14 protein-coding genes are annotated in these 16,147 nt (G+C 73.2%); 9 read left to right on the forward strand and 5 right to left on the reverse strand.

Translation table 11 applies throughout. The annotated features are described in order from the left end of the window. Positions 1-76: 76 nt before the first annotated feature. From ACIBBH_RS04730 to ACIBBH_RS04750, 5 genes are all read left to right on the forward strand, one after another. On the forward strand, positions 77-1,954 hold the full coding sequence (locus tag ACIBBH_RS04730) for a M1 family aminopeptidase (protein ID WP_399401926.1): 1,878 nt from the start codon (positions 77-79) through the stop codon (positions 1,952-1,954). Positions 1,955-2,076: 122 nt separating this feature from the next. After that, on the forward strand, positions 2,077-2,493 hold the full coding sequence (locus ACIBBH_RS04735; protein ID WP_399401928.1) for a hypothetical protein: 417 nt from the start codon (positions 2,077-2,079) through the stop codon (positions 2,491-2,493). Further along, a complete protein-coding gene (locus tag ACIBBH_RS04740) occupies positions 2,490-4,406 on the forward strand; it encodes a GMC family oxidoreductase (RefSeq protein WP_399401930.1) in 1,917 nt (638 codons plus the stop codon). Before ACIBBH_RS04735 ends, ACIBBH_RS04740 begins: the two co-directional genes overlap by 4 nt. Beyond that, positions 4,403-6,229, forward strand: coding sequence for a peroxidase family protein (locus ACIBBH_RS04745; protein ID WP_399401932.1), 1,827 nt, complete (start codon positions 4,403-4,405; stop codon positions 6,227-6,229). The genes ACIBBH_RS04740 and ACIBBH_RS04745 overlap by 4 nt, the downstream gene beginning before the upstream one ends. A gap of 6 nt (positions 6,230-6,235) precedes the next feature. Then, positions 6,236-8,290 (forward strand): trypsin-like serine peptidase, encoded by a 2,055-nt coding sequence (locus ACIBBH_RS04750; RefSeq protein WP_399401934.1) that lies wholly within the window; start codon positions 6,236-6,238, stop codon positions 8,288-8,290. A gap of 57 nt (positions 8,291-8,347) precedes the next feature. Here ACIBBH_RS04750 and ACIBBH_RS04755 read toward each other — a convergent pair whose 3' ends face one another. From ACIBBH_RS04755 to ACIBBH_RS04775, 5 genes are all read right to left on the reverse strand, one after another. After that, a complete protein-coding gene (locus ACIBBH_RS04755; RefSeq protein WP_399402737.1) occupies positions 8,348-8,542 on the reverse strand; it encodes a hypothetical protein in 195 nt (64 codons plus the stop codon). A 23-nt stretch (positions 8,543-8,565) separates the two neighbouring features. Beyond that, positions 8,566-9,576, reverse strand: a complete 1,011-nt coding sequence (locus ACIBBH_RS04760; RefSeq protein WP_399401936.1) for a hypothetical protein — start codon at positions 9,574-9,576, stop codon at positions 8,566-8,568. A 251-nt stretch (positions 9,577-9,827) separates the two neighbouring features. Continuing rightward, positions 9,828-10,376 (reverse strand): phosphatase PAP2 family protein, encoded by a 549-nt coding sequence (locus tag ACIBBH_RS04765; RefSeq protein ID WP_399401938.1) that lies wholly within the window; start codon positions 10,374-10,376, stop codon positions 9,828-9,830. A 222-nt stretch (positions 10,377-10,598) separates the two neighbouring features. Next, a complete protein-coding gene (locus ACIBBH_RS04770) occupies positions 10,599-11,480 on the reverse strand; it encodes a YegS/Rv2252/BmrU family lipid kinase (RefSeq protein WP_399401940.1) in 882 nt (293 codons plus the stop codon). Between the two features lie 38 nt (positions 11,481-11,518). Next, positions 11,519-13,114, reverse strand: a complete 1,596-nt coding sequence (locus ACIBBH_RS04775) for an FAD-binding oxidoreductase (protein WP_399401942.1) — start codon at positions 13,112-13,114, stop codon at positions 11,519-11,521. A gap of 45 nt (positions 13,115-13,159) precedes the next feature. Here ACIBBH_RS04775 and ACIBBH_RS04780 point away from each other — a divergent pair, with 45 nt between their 5' ends. The 4 genes from ACIBBH_RS04780 (at position 13,160) to ACIBBH_RS04795 (ending at position 15,853) form a co-directional block, all read left to right on the forward strand. After that, positions 13,160-13,759 (forward strand): TetR/AcrR family transcriptional regulator, encoded by a 600-nt coding sequence (locus ACIBBH_RS04780; RefSeq protein ID WP_399401944.1) that lies wholly within the window; start codon positions 13,160-13,162, stop codon positions 13,757-13,759. Continuing rightward, the gene (locus ACIBBH_RS04785) at positions 13,756-15,342 is read left to right on the forward strand and encodes a glycerol-3-phosphate dehydrogenase/oxidase (protein WP_399401946.1); all 1,587 of its coding nucleotides are present in this window, start codon (positions 13,756-13,758) and stop codon (positions 15,340-15,342) included. Before ACIBBH_RS04780 ends, ACIBBH_RS04785 begins: the two co-directional genes overlap by 4 nt. Positions 15,343-15,413: 71 nt before the next feature. Beyond that, positions 15,414-15,587 carry a hypothetical protein gene (locus tag ACIBBH_RS04790; RefSeq protein WP_399401948.1) on the forward strand — a complete coding sequence of 58 codons (174 nt, stop codon included), beginning with the start codon at positions 15,414-15,416 and terminating at the stop codon, positions 15,585-15,587. Then, on the forward strand, positions 15,578-15,853 hold the full coding sequence (locus tag ACIBBH_RS04795; RefSeq protein WP_399401950.1) for a DUF4190 domain-containing protein: 276 nt from the start codon (positions 15,578-15,580) through the stop codon (positions 15,851-15,853). Before ACIBBH_RS04790 ends, ACIBBH_RS04795 begins: the two co-directional genes overlap by 10 nt. The last annotated feature ends 294 nt before the right edge of the window (positions 15,854-16,147 follow it).

Here is a 16,147-nt window from a genome sequence, read left to right on the forward strand (position 1 = left end):
GCCGCCCTCGGCGCACCCAGCCGGCCGGACGGCCACCGAGCAGGCCGGAACACCGGCCGCCGCAAAGGAGTTTCGCGTGAGACCGACCCCCCACAGAACCCCGACCGCCCCCAGGGGCCTCGTCGCGGGCGCGCTCGCCGTCGTCGCGATGGCCGCTGTGACACTTCCCGCCACCCCGGCGGCAGCCGCGCGGTCCGCCGCCCAGCGTGCCGCCGCCTGCACCCCGGCGCAGGTGGTCACCAACGGCGGCTTCGAGAGCGGCACTTCGCCGTGGAGCCAGTCGTCGACGAGCGTCATCACCAGCCGCTCCGGTCAGACTGCCCACGGCGGAACCTCCTTCGCCCGGCTGGACGGTGCCGGCAGTACGCACACCGACACGCTCTCGCAGAGCGTCACGATCCCGCCCGGGTGCACCAGCGCCACCCTCACCTTCCGGCTGCACGTCGACACCGCCGAGACGACCTCGTCCACCGCGTACGACAGGCTGACGGCGAAGATCGGCAGCACGACTCTGGCAACGTACTCGAACCTCGACAGACACACCGGCTACGTCCAGAAGTCGTTCGACGTGTCGGCGTTCACGGGCCGGACGGTGAGCCTCGCCTTCACCGGCACCGAGGACTCCAGCCTCCGGACGAGCTTCGTCGTCGACGACGTCGCCCTCGGCACCTCCGGCGGCACGGCCCCGCCCGGGGACTCCCCGCGCACCCCGGCCGCACCCTCGTACACCGTCAGTCTGAGCAGCAACACCAGCGGCACCGTCTGGACCGGTCACGAGAGCGCGACCTTCACCAACGCCTCCGCCACCGCGCTCGGCGAGGTGTACCTGAGGCTGTGGGACAACTACCACGGCACCTGCTCGGCCATGCCGATCGCGGTCGGCAACGTCACCGGGGGCACCGCCGGTTCCCTCTCCGTCGGCTGCACCGCCCTCCAGATCACCCTGCCGACGCCGCTGGCGCAGGGGCAGACCGCCACCATCGGCTTCGACCTGGGTATCACCGTGCCCAGCGGTGCCGACCGCTTCGGACACGACGGGGCCTTCAGCTTCATCGGCAACGCCCTGCCCGTCCTCGCGGTCCAGGACGGGGCCGGCCGGCACCTGGACCCGTACACCGACAACGGCGAGTCGTTCTACTCCCTGGCCGCCGACTTCCATGTGACCCTCGACCACCCGAGCACCCTGCTGGTGCCGGCCACCGGCTCCTCGTCGGACACCCCCGGCTCCAGCGGACGCACCGTCACCACGGCCACCGCCACCAAAGTGCGTGACTTCGCCTGGGCGGCCGGCCCCTTCACCAGGATCTCCGGCACCTCCGCCGCCGGTACGACGGTGAACGTCTACTCCGTCTCGGGCATCAGCTCATCCGACGCGCAGTCGATGCTCAGCACCGCCAAGTCCGCCATGGACGCCCACGCGTCGCGGTTCGGCCCCTACCCGTACGGCGAGTTGGACGCGGTCATCGACAACCACTACTGGTTCGGCGGCATGGAGTACCCGGGCTTCGTCCTCGACCTCGTCAGCACCACCGCGCTCACCCACGAGATCGGCCACCAGTGGTGGTACGGCATCGTCGGCGACGACGAGTACAACAGCCCCTGGCTGGACGAGGCGTTCACCGACTACGCGACCGACCTGGCGCTGGGCAGGACCGGCACCAACTGCTGGAACAGCGTCTCGTGGGTCTCGTCGGCGGAGAAGATCACCAACTCGATGGCCTACTGGGACGCCCACTCCTCGCGGTACTCCACCGTCGTCTACGGCTACGGCAAGTGCGCCCTGCACGACCTGCGGCGGGTCCTGGGTGACACCGCCATGGCGAAACTGCTGAAGGACTACGCCAGTTCGCACTGGTACGGCGTGTCGACCACGGCCGAGTTCAAGGCAGCCGCCCAGGCCGCCACAGCCACGGACCTGACCTCGTTCTGGGCCACGCACCGCATCGACGGTTGACCCGGGCACCTGGTTAGCCTCGGGTGGCGCCCTCGGCCGTCACCCGAGGTGCGCGGCAGCAGTCGTGCCCATAGTGTGGTGCCTGGAGTGCTTCCAGGGTGTTCCTCTTCCCAGGAGCCGTCATGGCCACGAAACACGCCTCCCCCTTCCCTCCCTCCGCCTCGGTCTACGCGCTCGCCGGAATCCGGCTCTTCAACGGCGCGACCGGACTGCTGGCGCCCGACCTGCTGATCAGACGCCTCGACCCCGACCGTGAGCCGCCCAGTCCGGCGGCTATCTACGCCTTCCGGCTCTTCGGGATCCGTACGGTCCTGCTCGGTCTCGACCTGCTGACCAATCACGGCGAGCGGCTGCGCGAGGACCTGCGCGAGGGCGTCCTGATCCACGGCAGCGACACCGCGACGGCGGCCTCCCTCGGACTCGGCGGCCGGCTTCCGCCGCGTACCGCCGCGCTGACCACCCTCATCTCGGCCGTCAACACGGCCCTGGCCGCCACCGCGGCCGGCTCGCTCGGCAACCCGAAGGGCAAGCGGAAGTGACCGCGGAGCCGCTTGCCACCGGCCCGGCCGAGACGGGCTTCGACTACGTCGTCGTCGGTGCCGGCGCGGGCGGCGGGCCGCTCGCGGCCAACCTCGCCGCCGCGGGTTTTCGCACCCTGCTGCTCGACGCGGGCGGTGCCGAGGACAACGACGACTACCTGGTCCCCGCCTTCCACGCGGACGCCTCCGAGGACCCGGCCCAGTGCTGGAACTACTTCGTCCGGCACTACGCCGACGAGCAGCAGCACCGGCGCGACAGCAAGCTCGTCCCGGACAAGGGCATCCTCTACCCGCGCGCCGGGACGGTCGGCGGCTGCACCGCGCACCACGCGTTGATCACCGTGTACCCGTACAACCGCGACTGGGACGCGATCGCGGAGGAGACCGGCGACGCCACCTGGCACAGCACGGCCATGCGCGGGTACTTCGAGCGGCTGGAGCGGTGCACGTACCGGCCGAGGCCCAAGGAGCCGCCGCGCAACCCCCTGCTCGCCGCGCTGCTGGGGGCACTGCCCGTCACGGCCGCCCGGTACCGCAACGACGCCCGCCACGGATTCGACGGCTGGCTGCCGACCGCGCTGGCCGACCCCGAACAGGCGGTCCAGGACAAGCAGTTGCTGAAGGTGATCCTCTCCGCCGCCGAGGGCGCGCTCGCCGACTTCCTCGACCGGCCGCTGTCCCCGCTGGAGGGATTCGGCGCCCTCGTCGATCCCAACGACTGGCGGGTGCAGACCCATGCGCTGCAAGGGCTGTGGCAGATCCCGATCTCCACGGCCGGCGGACGGCGCAGCGCCGTCCGCGAGCGTGTGCGGGCCGTACAGCGCGATCATCCGGACCACCTTGAGGTGCGTACGAACGCCCTGGCGGCCCGGGTCGTGCTGGACCGGGACGGAGCCGCGAGGGGCGTCGACTACCTGAACGAGGCGCACGCCTACCGGGCCGACCCCGGCCACCCGCGGGCCACCGGGCCACCGGCCCTGCACCGGGTCCTCGCCTCCCGCGAGGTGATCCTGGCCGCCGGCGCCTTCAACACGCCCCAGCTGCTGATGCTTTCGGGCATCGGACCGCGTGAGGAGCTGCAGCGGCACGGCATCCCCGTCCGGGTCGACCTGCAGGGTGTGGGCGCCCATCTGCAGGACCGTTACGAGGTCGGCGTGGTCAGCCGGACCGACCGCCCGTTCCGGCTCATCGAGGACTGCGCCTTCCACGCGCCGGCGCCCGGCGCCGAACCGGACCGCTGCTACCGGGACTGGCAGCGCGGCGAGGGCCTGTACACGACCAACGGCGCCGTCGTCGGCATCACCCACAAGTCCCGCCCGGAACTGGACGCCCCCGACCTGTTCATCTTCGGCGGCCCCTTCGACTTCCGCGGCTACCGCCCCGGATACTCGCTCGACCTGACCCGCCACCGGGACCGCTTCACCTGGGCCATCCTCAAGAGCCGCACCCACAACACGGGGGGCCGGGTGCGGCTGCGCTCCACCGACCCCAGGGACACCCCCCTGGTGAACTTCCACTACTTCACCGAGGGCACCGACAAGGACGGCGTGGACCTCGAGGCGATGGCCGGCGCCGTGGAGTTCGTGCGCGGGATGAACCGCCGGGCCGGGTCCGTGCTCCGGGAGGAGCTCTGGCCCGGCGAGGCGGTCGGCGGCCGGGACGCCGTCCGCCGGTTCGTCCAGGACGAGGCCTGGGGCCACCACGCGTCCTGCACCTGCCGGATGGGGCGGGCGGACGACCCGGCGGCCGTCGTCGACAGCGGCTTCAGGGTGCGCGGCGTGGACCGCCTGCGGATCGTCGACGCCTCGGTCTTCCCACGCATCCCCGGCTTCTTCGTCGCCGCGCCCATCTACATGATCAGCGAGAAGGCCAGCGACGTGATCCTCGAATCCGCACAAGGAGTACCACCATGAGCACGCAACGAGCCGGGTACCGTACGTCACTCCCCTGGCGGATCGTCACCACGGTCGCCGAAACGGTCGACCGGCGCATCGGCTGGGACAGACTGCCCGTCATCGCGGGCCTGCTCACGATCCTCGGTCTGCGCGTCAGACTTCGGCAGGAGAACCTCCACGACACCAGCCGCCTGCCCGCGGTCAACCTGCCCGATCCCGCGCCCCCTTCCGCGAGCCACAAGGTCAACCGGACCGCCGACGGCAGCCACAACGACCTCGACGAGCCGCGGATGGGCATGGCGGGCACCCGCTTCGGCAGGAACATCCCGCTCGAGAAGATCGCCCCGGCCACGCCCGCGGACGTACTGTCCCGGCCCACCCCGCGCGAGGTCAGCCGCGCCGTGCTCACCCGCCGTGAGCTGAACCCGGCCGAGTCGGTCAACTCGCTGGTCGCCGCCTGGCTGCAGTTCATGATCCGGGACTGGTTCAGCCACGGTACGAGCCCCACGGACCGCCCCTGGGAAGTCCCCCTCATGGACGACGACCCGTGGCCCGAGCACCCCATGCGGATCATGCGGACACCGGACGACCCGACCCGCGACGCCCAGGCACCGGCCGGAACGCCCGACACCCGCGTCAACGCCTCCTCCCACTGGTGGGACGCCTCCCAGATCTACGGGTCGAACGAGACGGAACAGCGGCTGATGCGCACCGGCGAGCTGGGCAGGCTGCACCTGTGGGACGACGAGCAGTCCCCCATCCCCTCGGACCCCTCCCGCGACCCCTCTAGGGTGCCCGGCTTCTGGCTGGGGCTCGCCATGATGCACGACCTGTTCACCCGGGAGCACAACGCGATCTGCGACCACCTGCACGCCGCGTACCCGTCCTGGGGCGACGAGGAGCTGTTCCAGCGGGCCCGGCTCGTCAACGCCGCGCTCCTCGCCAAGATCCACACCGTGGAGTGGACCCCGGCCGTGATCAGCCACCCCACCACCGTCAAGGCGCTGCGCGCCAACTGGTGGGGCATCGCGGGCGAGCGCGTGCACAACCTCTTCGGACGGATCGGTGGCAGTGAGGTCCTCAGCGGCATCCCCGGCGCCGCGAAGGACCACTACGGCGTCCCGTACGCGCTCACCGAGGAGTTCGTGGCGGTCTACCGCATGCACCCGCTCGTCCGCGACGAGTGGCACCTGCGCTCCGCGGACGACGACGCGACGCTGCGCCACTGCACCCTCCGCGACATCTCCGGCCCCGGGGCGCTCAAGTTCCTGGAGACGACGCAGATGACCGACCTGCTCTACAGCTTCGGCACACTCCACCCCGGGCTGGTCACCCTGCACAACTTCCCCCGGTTCCTGCAGGAGTTCGAGCGTCCGGACGGGCATCTGCAGGACCTCGCCGCCACCGACATCCTGCGCTCGAGGGAACTGGGCGTCCCCCGCTACAACGAGTTCCGGCGCCTGCTGCGGCTGAAGCCCGCAAGGACCTTCGCCGAGCTGACGGACAACCCGGAGTGGGCCGAGGAGATCGAGCGGCTCTACGACGGCGACATCGAGAAGGTCGACCTGATGGTCGGGCTGTACGCGGAGAAGCTGCCGCGCGGATTCGCCTTCAGCGACACTGCGTTCCGCATCTTCATCCTCATGGCCTCGCGCCGGCTGAACAGCGACCGGTTCTTCACCGAGTACTACACCCCCGAGGTGTACTCCAAGGCCGGCATGGCCTGGATCGACGACAACAGCATGGTGACCGTGCTGCTGCGCCACTACCCCGAGCTGCGCTCGGCCCTCGCGGGACTGACGAACGCCTTCGTGCCGTGGCACACCGCCACAGGACGGTGAACCGACATGGAAGCCAAGGACAGGACCCACGAGGAGCGCCGGCGCCAGGTCGAGGCGGCGGCCGGCCGGTACCGCGAGACCAGCGACGAGCGGCGGGCGGTCGAGCGGCAGCAGGACGCCGGGGTGACCTTCCCGGACTCTCCGGAGGCGCTCGCCGCGCGCGCCGCGCGCCTGCTCGACCGGCACGCGGTGTCCCCCGCCCTGGTGGTGGAGGCCGTGCGCGCGGAACCCCTGGCCGAGCCGGAGGCGTACGAACGCATCCTGGGGGCGTCCAAGGAACTCCAGGCCTGGAGTTTCCTGCCGCGCGGCGCCCGGGCGGCCCGTACCGTCGCCCGGATCTCGGTGCGGGACGGTGGCCGCGAGCTGCCGCTCGGTACCGGCTTCCTGGTGTCGCCGAGCCTGCTGATGACCAACCATCACGTGCTCACCGACGCCGAGGCGGCCCGGCAGTGCTTCGTGGAGTTCGACGCCCAGGTGACGGTCGACAACGCACCGCAGCCGCCGACGCGGCTGGACCTCGACCCCGACGGTTTCTTCGTGGCGGACGAACGTCTCGACTTCGCCCTGGTCCGGGTGACCGGTACCGGCCCGGAGGGGCGCCCGCCGGGTGAGACGTTCGGCTGGAACCGGCTCAGCGCCCAAGGGGGGAAGCTGGTCATCGGTGAACCGGTCAACGTCATCGGCCACCCGATGGGACGCCTGAAGGAGATCGCCGTCCGCGACAACATGCTCCAGGTGCGGCTCGACGACTTCCTGCACTACAAGACGGACACCGAGCCCGGCAACTCCGGTTCCCCGGTCTTCAACGACCAGTGGGAGGTCGTCGCGCTCCACCACAGCGGGGTGCCCAGGACGGACGACCGGGGCCGTATCCTGCGCCTGGACGGGCAGGTCTGGGAGCCCGGTGACGGCGACGACGCCATCGACTGGGTGGCCAACGAGGGCGTGCGCGTCAGCTCCATTCTCAAACACCTCGCCGTCCTGGCCCTCACCTCCCGGCAGCAGGCGCTGCTGGACGAGCTGGGACCGGAGTCCGGCCTGCGATCGCCCCAGGCAGGCGTGAGTCCGGCGGTGGCGGCCGCCGCCCCCGTCGTCACCGCGCCGGGCCCGGCTCCCGAGAGCGCGGTCACGCGCAGGGGCCTGCGCGCCCGGGACGGCGCGTTCGGCGGCCACCGGCATCTGGTCTTCCTGCACGGTCGCTCCCAGGAAGGCAAGGACCCCGAGAAGCTGCGTCGCGAATGGGCGGCCGGACTCAACCAGGGGCTCGTCCGCGCCGGACTCGATCCGATCGATCCGGCCGACGTCTGGTTCCCCTACTACGGCGACAGGCTGGTGCAGGCCCTCTCCCCGCGCGAGGCCCTCACCCGGGTCTTCGAGTCGACGGCCGTCGCGGCGGCGGAGGCGGCTGCGCCCGCCTCGCCCGGAGCCCACAAGGTGTACGAGGACGTCCTCGGCGAGGCCGCCGCGAAGTGGGACCTCCCGCCGGAGGGCCTGCCGGCCGCCGAACGGCTCGGCCTGCCCGAGGTGGTCGGGGCCCTGCAGCGGCAGCTGGGCTGGCTGGCCGCCAGGAGCGACCTGGACGCGTGGACCATCAGCCTGGTCTTCCGTGACGTGGCCGGCTACCTGGACGACCAGGGCGTCCGGGGCGACGTCCTGGACTGCGTGGGCGAGACGATGCCGGACGCGGGAGAGGTGGTGCTCGTCAGCCACAGCCTCGGCACGGTCGTCGGGATGGACCTCATCACCCGGCTGGCGCCCGGTGTGAAGGCCGTCCACCTCACCACGGCGGGAAGTCCGCTGGGCCTGGACAGCGTGTACCGCAGGCTGCTCGTCGGCGGGCCGAAACGCCCCGACAAGGTGGCGGACTGGCTCAACGCCTGGTGTCCGACCGACGCGGTGGCCATCGGCTGCCCGCTGGCCGACGACTGGGCGGACGGCCTGATGGACATCGCCGTCCTCAACGCCCGCGACCGGGCGCACAGCATCGCGGAGTACCTGTCCCACGCGGAGGTCGCCGCGGGCATCGGCCGCCACCTCCGGGAACCGGCCGTGTCTCGGTGAGCCACCGGGGTGGCGCCGGCGGCTCGACCAGGTCGTCCCGGACCGGCTCGGGCAGGCCTACGACATGCGTGAGATCCTGCGCGCGGTCGTCGGCGACGGCGACTGCTCCAGGTCCAGGAGCTGTTCGGGCGTTTCCGGCCGCGCGGTCGCTCCCCGGGCTTCGGGGGCCACCGCGGCGAGCGCCCCGGTGGTCGGCAGCACCGCCAGCGCGGCGCCGCGCCACGTCCTTCCTTTGCTGCGACTCGTCCTCAATGCCAGTGCTGTGACCGGGGGTCTCAGGACGCGTGGCGGAAGGTCGCGGCGGGGCCGACCGCGCCGGGGCCGAACCTGTCACGGATGCGGTCCATGGCCGCTTCGGCGGCCAGCCGGGACTCGCGCCCGGGGTCCAGGCTCAGCTGCTCGGCGACCTGGCCGGCGTCGACGAGATCCTCCGCCTTCAGCGCCAGACCGACGAGCCGTCCGCGCTGCAGTCCGGCGGCGTCCATCAACTGGTAGGCGACCACGCGCATATCCTCGTCGTGCGCGGACGGCTCGGGCAGGCGGCGGGTCGTCTCCCAGCGGGCGCCGCCGGCGAAACGCAAGGTCAGTGTGAGCGCGCGGGCCGCCTGGCCGCGCATGCGCAGCAGGCGCCCGAGCCGCACGACGAGCTCCAGCAGGGCGGCGCGGACGGTGGCGCCGTCGAGGGTGTGCTGCGCGAAGGTGTGGCGTACGGCCGCGGAGGCGGGCAGTGCGCGGGGGACGACCGGGCGGGGGTCGACGCCTCGGGCCCGGTCGGCGGCCAGCCGCCCGGCCTTGCCGCCCAGCAGTCGCTGCACGGTGGCCGTCGGGACGGCGGCGAGCAGACCGACGCTGTGGATGCCGTACTCGCGCAGCGCCTCGGCCTGCCGGGGGCCGATGCCGTGCAGGGCCTCCACCGGCAGGGGTGCCAGCCACTCGGTGACGTGGTCCGGGTCGATGGCCAGTACCCCGCCGGGGCCGGTGACCTGGGCGGAGGCGGTGGCGGCGACCGTGATGCTCGGGCCTATTCCGACGCGGACGTCGACGCCGAGGCGGGAGACGGCGCGGATCCGCAGCACCTCCCCCAGCCGGCGCGCGTCCATGCCGTGGTACTTCAGGGCGCCCTTCAGCTCCACCAGCGCCGCGGCCGGCGGCAGCGCCTGCACCACCGGCGACAGCCCGGCCAGCAGCTCCAGGACCTGCCGGTAGCGCTCCTGGGGAAGGCGCTCCGGGCAGCGCACGTGCATCACGGTCGACACGGCGCACGCGGGCTCGTCCGCTGCCATCATCACGGCCACCTCCCACACCCCACCATATCGAACGGAAAATCGAACACGCGAGGGACGGGTCTCGGACCCGGCTCGTCCCCCCTGTTGTGACCGGGCGCCGCAGTTGGCCCGTGAGCGTTCTGGTTGGCCTCCTGCATCCAGCGCCTCGGCGACGCACCCCGCCATGTCTCGTCTGCGTTCGCCCGCCCGACGCCACGGCAGGGTGATTCAGGTTTCCAGGAACCGTGCCCTCCAACATGGCGGCACATCGGTTACAGCAGCCTTCGAGCCACAAGACGAGGAGCACGGTGGACCAAGGCGGCCACGGCCAGGCCGATCGCGGTCCCGGCCACGACGTCGGAGGGGTAGTGCGCGCCGGTGTGCACCCGTTCTGCGGCCACCATCACCGCCGGGACCGCGCACACCGCGCCCGCCGCCGGCCACACCGGCGCGACGGCGGCCGTGAACCCGACGGCGGCCGCGGTGTGGCCGGAGGGGAAGGACGACGAGTCGGGCCGATCGTGGACCTCTTCGTTCGGGAACCACTCCTTGGGCGGTCGGCGCCGCTGCCACAGCTGCTTGATCACGCAGTTCGACACCACTTCGGCCACCGCCATGCTCACCACACCCGCGGCCGCGGCCCGGCGCCCCCGCCACCCGCCGACGGCCGCCATGGTGAGAGCGGCGCCCCACCACAGCTTGGTGTGCTCGGCGGCCTCCGACACCGCAGGCAGCACCCGTCGCGCGCAGTCCGACCGCCACGAGGCCACGTGCCGCGCCAGCCGGTGATCACCGTCGTGAAGATCCGCCAACGCACTCATGACCTGCGACTTCCCGATCCCGGCAGCCCCTAACGCGGCAGTTCGCCCGCCGGGCAGCCGGTTTGCCGACACCGGCGACGGCCACCCCATCGGGCATGGGAGCTCTGAGCTCTCCCGTACTGCTGTCGCTGTTCGTCGCCAGTGCGGCGGTCATCTGGTACGCGGGCGTCAAACTGTCGGACACTCCGCCTGAGCGATCCCCGCCTCGGCCGGCCGGTGCCGTCAGTACAGCACTTTCAGCGCGCCGGGCAGTACCTTCACCGTGACGGGCAGGACCGCCTCCACCTCGCCGTCCGCGCCGTAGGGCACCTCTCGGTCGGCCTCGATCCGGATCTCGCGGCCCCGCAGGACCCGTACCTCGGGCCGTCGGACGTGGGCGCCGGAGGTGAGTTCGTTCATCAGGGTGAAGAACAGCCGGCGTGGCGCCTCGCGGATCATCACGACCTCGAGGAGGCCGTCGTCCACACGGGCGGCGGGGGCGATCATGCGACCGGAGCCGTAGTAGGGGGAGTTGGCGGCGACGACGGTGTAACCGCGGTGTGCGTGCTCCCGGCCGTCGACCGTGACGCGGTAGTCGGCGGGCCGCCAGGTGGTCACGGCGCGCAGGCCGCCCGCGTAGTAGGAGGCGGCGCCACGCAGCAGCCGGCCGTGGTTGGCGTGGCGGTTGGCCAGCGCGTCGACGCCCGCGTACACGCTGCCGAGGACCACGGTCCCGTGGTGGACGGCCGACCGCACCTCGATGGTGTCCACCGGGCGCGGCTCCCGGTCGAGCAGGACGCGGGCCAGGGCGTCGGGTTCGGCGGGCAGGTCAAGGGCCCTGGCGAAGTCGTTGCCCCGCCCGGCCGGGACGAGGCCGAGTACGGCGTCGGTGCCGCTCAGCGCGCCGCCGATGCCACCGGCGATGCCGTCGCCGCCGACCGCGAGCACCACCCGGCCCCGCTCCCCCGCGCGGCGGGCGATGTCCTGGGCGTGCGCCAGGCTGCGGCTGTACTCCGTCTCCAGCCCGGCTCCGGACTCCCGCAGCACGCGGGCCACCTGGAGCAGGGCGGCCGCCGCGCCGGCCGAGCCCGCGGTGGGGTTGACGACGGCGGTGAACTGTCGCATGGGTGGGCCTCCAAGGCGGGGGGTGACGGCGGGTCGGGTCAGTCCGTGGGCAGCAGAACGCCGGGATTGAGGAGCCCGCCGGGATCCAGGCGCCGTTTGACGGCCCGGAGGGCCTCCACGCCGAGGGGGCCGGCCTCGCGGACGTACCAGTCCCGGTGGTCGGTGCCCACGCCGTGGTGGTGGCTGATCGTGCCGCCCGCGGCGAGGATCGCCTCGCCCGCCGCCCGCTTGGCCGGGGCCCAGTGGGCGACCGGGTCGTCGCCCTGGGCGGAGACGACGGTGAAGTACAGCGAGGCGCCGTTCTCGTAGACGTGGGAGATGTGGCACATGACCAGGGGCGGGGTGCCCGCTTCGGTGAGCGTCGTGGTCAGTGCCGTGCGGACCGAGGCGTACAGCTCGGGGATGCGCGACCAGAAGGCGGCGGTCTCCAGCGTCTCGGCGAAGGCTCCCGCGTCGAGGAGAGCGTCCCTGAGGTACGGCGCCGAGTAGCGGCCGTGGGCCCAGCGTTCGCCCGGCTCCGTACCGGCGTACGTGCCGCCGCACTCGCGCAGGACGGCGGCGGTCTGTTCCCGGCGGCGGGCGGTGTCCTCCTCGGTGCCCTCGTGGCCGACGATCGCGAGGCATCCGGCGTTCCGCGGTGCGCCCTCGGCGCCGATCACGTCGGGCTGGGCGAGACCGATCAGCGTCTCGGTCTCGTCGGACAGGCGCAGCACCGTGGGGCGCGGCCCGTCCTGGGCGAGCCGCCGCAGTGCGGCGCCGCCCTCCTCGAAGGAGGCGAAGCGCCAGCCCTCGTACCGGCGGACGGCCGGGAGGGGGCGGACGCGCACGGTCACGGAGGTGATGACGCCGAACGCGCCCTCGGAGCCGAGGATGAGCTGGCGCAGGTCCGGTCCGGCGGCGGAGCGGGGCGCGCGGCCGGCGTCCAGGGTGCCCTCGGGGGTGGCGAGGGTGAGGCCGAGCACCATCTCGTCGAAGCGCCCGTATCCGGCGGAGGCCTGTCCGCTGGAGCGGGCGGCGGCGAATCCGCCGATGGTGGCCCACTCGTAGGACTGCGGGAAGTGTCCGAGCGTGAAGCCGTGCTCGGCCAGGAGCGTTTCGGCATGCGGGGCGCGCAGTCCGGTTTGCAGGGTGGCGGTGCGCGAGACGGGGTCGACGCCGAGCAGCCGGTTCATGCGGCGCAGGTCCAGGGCGACGAAGGGTCCCCGGCGCGCGGGGGCGAGGCCGCCCACGACGGAGGTGCCGCCGCCGAACGGGACGGCGGCGAGGCCGTTTTCGGCGCACGCGCGCAGTACGGCGAGTACGTCGTCGTGGCCGGCCGGGAGGACGACGGCCGCGGGCACGTCCCGGACGTCCCCGGCCCGGATCCGGAGCAGGTCGGGCGTGGACTTGCCCCGGGTGTGCCGGATGCGGGTCTCCGCGTCCGTACGAACGTGTGCGTCACCGCCCACGGCGGCGGACAGCGCCTGGAGCGCGGCGGAGCCGAGCGGTGCGGCCGGGACGGCGATGTCGTCCAGCTGGAGCGGTCCGGCCGGGCGCGGCTTGACGCCCAGCAGTTCGCGCAGCAGCCCGGTCACCGTCTCGGGCAGCGGTGCCGCCTTGGCGGGGTCGCCCCAGCCACTCCACAGCATGTCCATGCGCTTGTCCTCATCGGTCGCTTCAGGGGCGTTACACTGTGACACATGACGCCTATTCGTCACAACCAGCTGGACGGCGACCCGGTCCTCGACGCGGTACGCGACTGCGTGCTGGCCGTCGGTGTCCGCCGTACGACCCTGACCGACGTGGCACGCCGGGCGGGCGTCTCGCGCATGACCCTCTACCGGCGCTGGCCCGACGTCCGTTCCCTCGTCGGGGACCTGATGACGCGTGAGTGGGTCGACGTGGCCACGCGCGCCATGCCGGAGCGCCGGCCGGCCCGGTCCGCGCGTGACCTGATCGTCGAGGGTCTGGTGGACGGAGTGGAGGCCTTCCGCGCCCACCCGCTGTTCCGCAAGATCGTCGACGTCGATCCGGAGCTGCTGCTGCCCTATGTCCTGGACCGCCGCGGGACGAGCCAGGACGCCCTGCTGGAGCTGCTGACCGGCGCCCTGCGCGACGGCCACGCCGACGGGTCCGTGCGGGCCGGCCAGCCTCAGCGGCAGGCGCGTGCCCTGCTGTTGATCGCCCAGTCCTTCACCCTCTCGCTGCGGACCATGACCGACGAGGACGACCCGGACCTGACCACCGCCGCCTTCCTCGGGGAGCTGCGCACCATCCTGGAGAGGACCCTCACGCCATGAGCCCCGCCAGCAGCTCGTCCCTGTCCGCCGCGCGCCGCTGCCGGGAGTTGGCCGAGACCGTCGGCGGGCCGGTCGTCGACGTCCTGGTCGTCGGCCTCGGTGCCACCGGCGCCGGAGCCGCCCTCGACGCCGCCGCCCGCGGGCTGTCGGTGGTCGCCGTCGACGCCCACGACCTGGCCTACGGCACCTCGCGCTGGAGCTCCAAGCTCATCCACGGCGGCCTGCGCTATCTGGCCTCGGCGCAGCTCGGCGTGGCCCACGAAAGCGCCGTGGAAAGGGGGGTGTTGATGCAGCGCACCGCCCCTCACCTGGTGCGCGCCCAGCCGTTCGTGCTGCCCCTCACTCCCCTGGTCCCGCGCGGCCAGGCCGCCCTGGCCCGGGCCGGGTTCCGGGCCGGGGACACCCTGCGCCTGGCGGCCCGTACGGCCCGCGCCACCCTGCCCGGGCCGCGCCGGCTGTCCGCGGTGGAGACCCGAAACCTGGCCCCGGCGCTGCGCAGCGACGGGCTGCGCGGCGGCCTGCTGTCCTGGGACGGCCGGCTCACCGACGACGCCCGCCTGGTGACCGCCCTCGCCCGCACCGCCGCCGCCCACGGCGCACGCGTCCTGACCCGGGTCAGGGCACTGGGACTGTCCGCGTCGGGCGCCCGCGTCCGCGACGAACTCACCGGGGAGGAGGGCGAGATCAGGGCCCGTGCGGTCATCAACGCCTCCGGCGTGTGGGCGGGCGGCCTGGTCGACGGCATCCGGATCCGGCCCTCCCGGGGCACCCACCTGGTCCTGCGCGCCGAGCGGCTCGGCGCCCTGCCGGCGGGGCTGCACATTCCGATCCCCGGCGAGACCAACCGCTTCGTGCTCGTCCTGCCGCAGGGTGACGGCCGGGTGTACGTCGGCCTCACCGACGAACCCGTCGAGGGTCCCGTCCCCGACGTCCCCGAGGTGCCGGAGACGGACATCGGCTTCCTCCTCGACGTGCTCGCCTCCGTCCTGGACGTCCCGCTCCACCGCGACGACGTGGTGGGCGCCTTCGCCGGGCTGCGGCCCCTGCTGGACACCACGCCGGCGCGGTCCGGCCAGGCGGCCAGGACCGCCGACATCTCCCGGCGGCACGCGGTACTGACCTCCCCGGACGGGATCGTCACGGTGGTCGGCGGCAAGCTCACCACCTACCGGCGCATGGCCGAGGACGCCGTCGACGCCGCCGTCTCGGCCCGCCGCCTGCCGGCCGGCCCCTCCCCCACCGCCGCGCTCCCCCTCGTCGGCGCCGCCGCGCCGTCCCGGCTCGGCATGCTTCCCGCACCCCGGCGCCTCGTCCAGCGCTACGGCACCGAGGCCCCGGCCGTCCACGCCCTGGCCGCCCGGGACCGGCGGCTCGGCGAACCCGTCGTACCCGGCCATCCCGTCACCGGCGCCGAACTGCTGTGGGCCGTACACCACGAGGGCGCCCTCGACACGGCGGACCTCCTCGACCGGCGCACCCGCATCGGCCTGGTCCCCGAGGACCGCGCCGCGGCGGTCAGGACCGCCCGCGGGATTCTGGACGAAGCCCGTGCGCGGCTGCGTGACGGGGCCGATCGCGGGTAACCCGCGATGTCATGAACGCGTTGAGGAAACGCCCGCCCCTGTCCGCCGGCCCGGCCGAAGGGAGGTAGCCCGTGCTCTTCCTGGTTGCCGCCCTGCTCCTGCTGGGCGTCGTCGTGGGGGCCGCCGCGTATCTCCCCTGGCCCGTCACCGTCGTCCTGGGCACGCTGATCGCCGGCTGGCTGCTGGTCTTCGCGGCGCGTGAACGGCGCCGCCGTGGGACGAGGAGGGCCTGGCGATGCGACTGACCGCACCTCCGTCGCCCCGGACGGGCCGGCGGGACACCGAGGGCATGGCCGTCGCCTCCTTCGTCCTCGGGCTCGTCGGCCTGCTCGTCCTCAACATCGTCCTCGGCCCGATCGCGATCGTCCTGGCCGTCGTCGCGCTGCGCCGCGGCACCCCGCGCCGGTTCCGGGCGCTGCTCGGTCTCGGCCTGGGCGTCGCGGACCTGGTGATCCTCGCCGTGCTGACGGCCGTGCACGGCACGGCGTCGTGGTCCTTCTGGGGCGGATAGGAACGGACGCGGCCGCAGTCCGCGACGAGGTGGCCGGTGAGGCCGGCGCCTCGCGTCCGGTGCAGGTGCGGACGACGGCGTCCCGCACCCGCGGTGGCGCGCCCCGGCCGGGTGGGCCGGTGGTGAGGAACCGGTCGACGTGGCGCGCCTGGTAGCCCCCAGCTCCGTCTCCGCCAGGCCCGATACCGCGGCGACCTGTCGAACGCAAGAACCGCCTGGCCGACCGGCAGACCTGACCGGGCCGAGTCCCCGGCCCCCGACGAGCCCTCAGTCCGCAACGCCGGACGAGGGCTG

Source organism: Streptomyces sp. NPDC051636 (assembly GCF_044453765.1).
In the GTDB taxonomy this organism is placed as follows: Bacteria; Actinomycetota; Actinomycetes; order Streptomycetales; family Streptomycetaceae; genus Streptomyces.

Excerpts from the sequence above, each read along its gene's own strand:
- ACIBBH_RS04735 (WP_399401928.1), top strand. The coding sequence starts at position 2,077 with ATGGCCACGAAACACGCCTCCCCCTTCCCTCCCTCCGCCTCGGTCTAC.
- ACIBBH_RS04745 (WP_399401932.1), top strand. The coding sequence starts at position 4,403 with ATGAGCACGCAACGAGCCGGGTACCGTACGTCACTCCCCTGGCGGATC.
- ACIBBH_RS04750 (WP_399401934.1), top strand. The coding sequence starts at position 6,236 with ATGGAAGCCAAGGACAGGACCCACGAGGAGCGCCGGCGCCAGGTCGAG.
- ACIBBH_RS04760 (WP_399401936.1), bottom strand. The coding sequence starts at position 9,576 with ATGATGGCAGCGGACGAGCCCGCGTGCGCCGTGTCGACCGTGATGCAC.
- ACIBBH_RS04765 (WP_399401938.1), bottom strand. The coding sequence starts at position 10,376 with ATGAGTGCGTTGGCGGATCTTCACGACGGTGATCACCGGCTGGCGCGG.
- ACIBBH_RS04770 (WP_399401940.1), bottom strand. The coding sequence starts at position 11,480 with ATGCGACAGTTCACCGCCGTCGTCAACCCCACCGCGGGCTCGGCCGGC.
- ACIBBH_RS04775 (WP_399401942.1), bottom strand. The coding sequence starts at position 13,114 with ATGGACATGCTGTGGAGTGGCTGGGGCGACCCCGCCAAGGCGGCACCG.
- ACIBBH_RS04780 (WP_399401944.1), top strand. The coding sequence starts at position 13,160 with ATGACGCCTATTCGTCACAACCAGCTGGACGGCGACCCGGTCCTCGAC.
- ACIBBH_RS04785 (WP_399401946.1), top strand. The coding sequence starts at position 13,756 with ATGAGCCCCGCCAGCAGCTCGTCCCTGTCCGCCGCGCGCCGCTGCCGG.
- ACIBBH_RS04795 (WP_399401950.1), top strand. The coding sequence starts at position 15,578 with ATGCGACTGACCGCACCTCCGTCGCCCCGGACGGGCCGGCGGGACACC.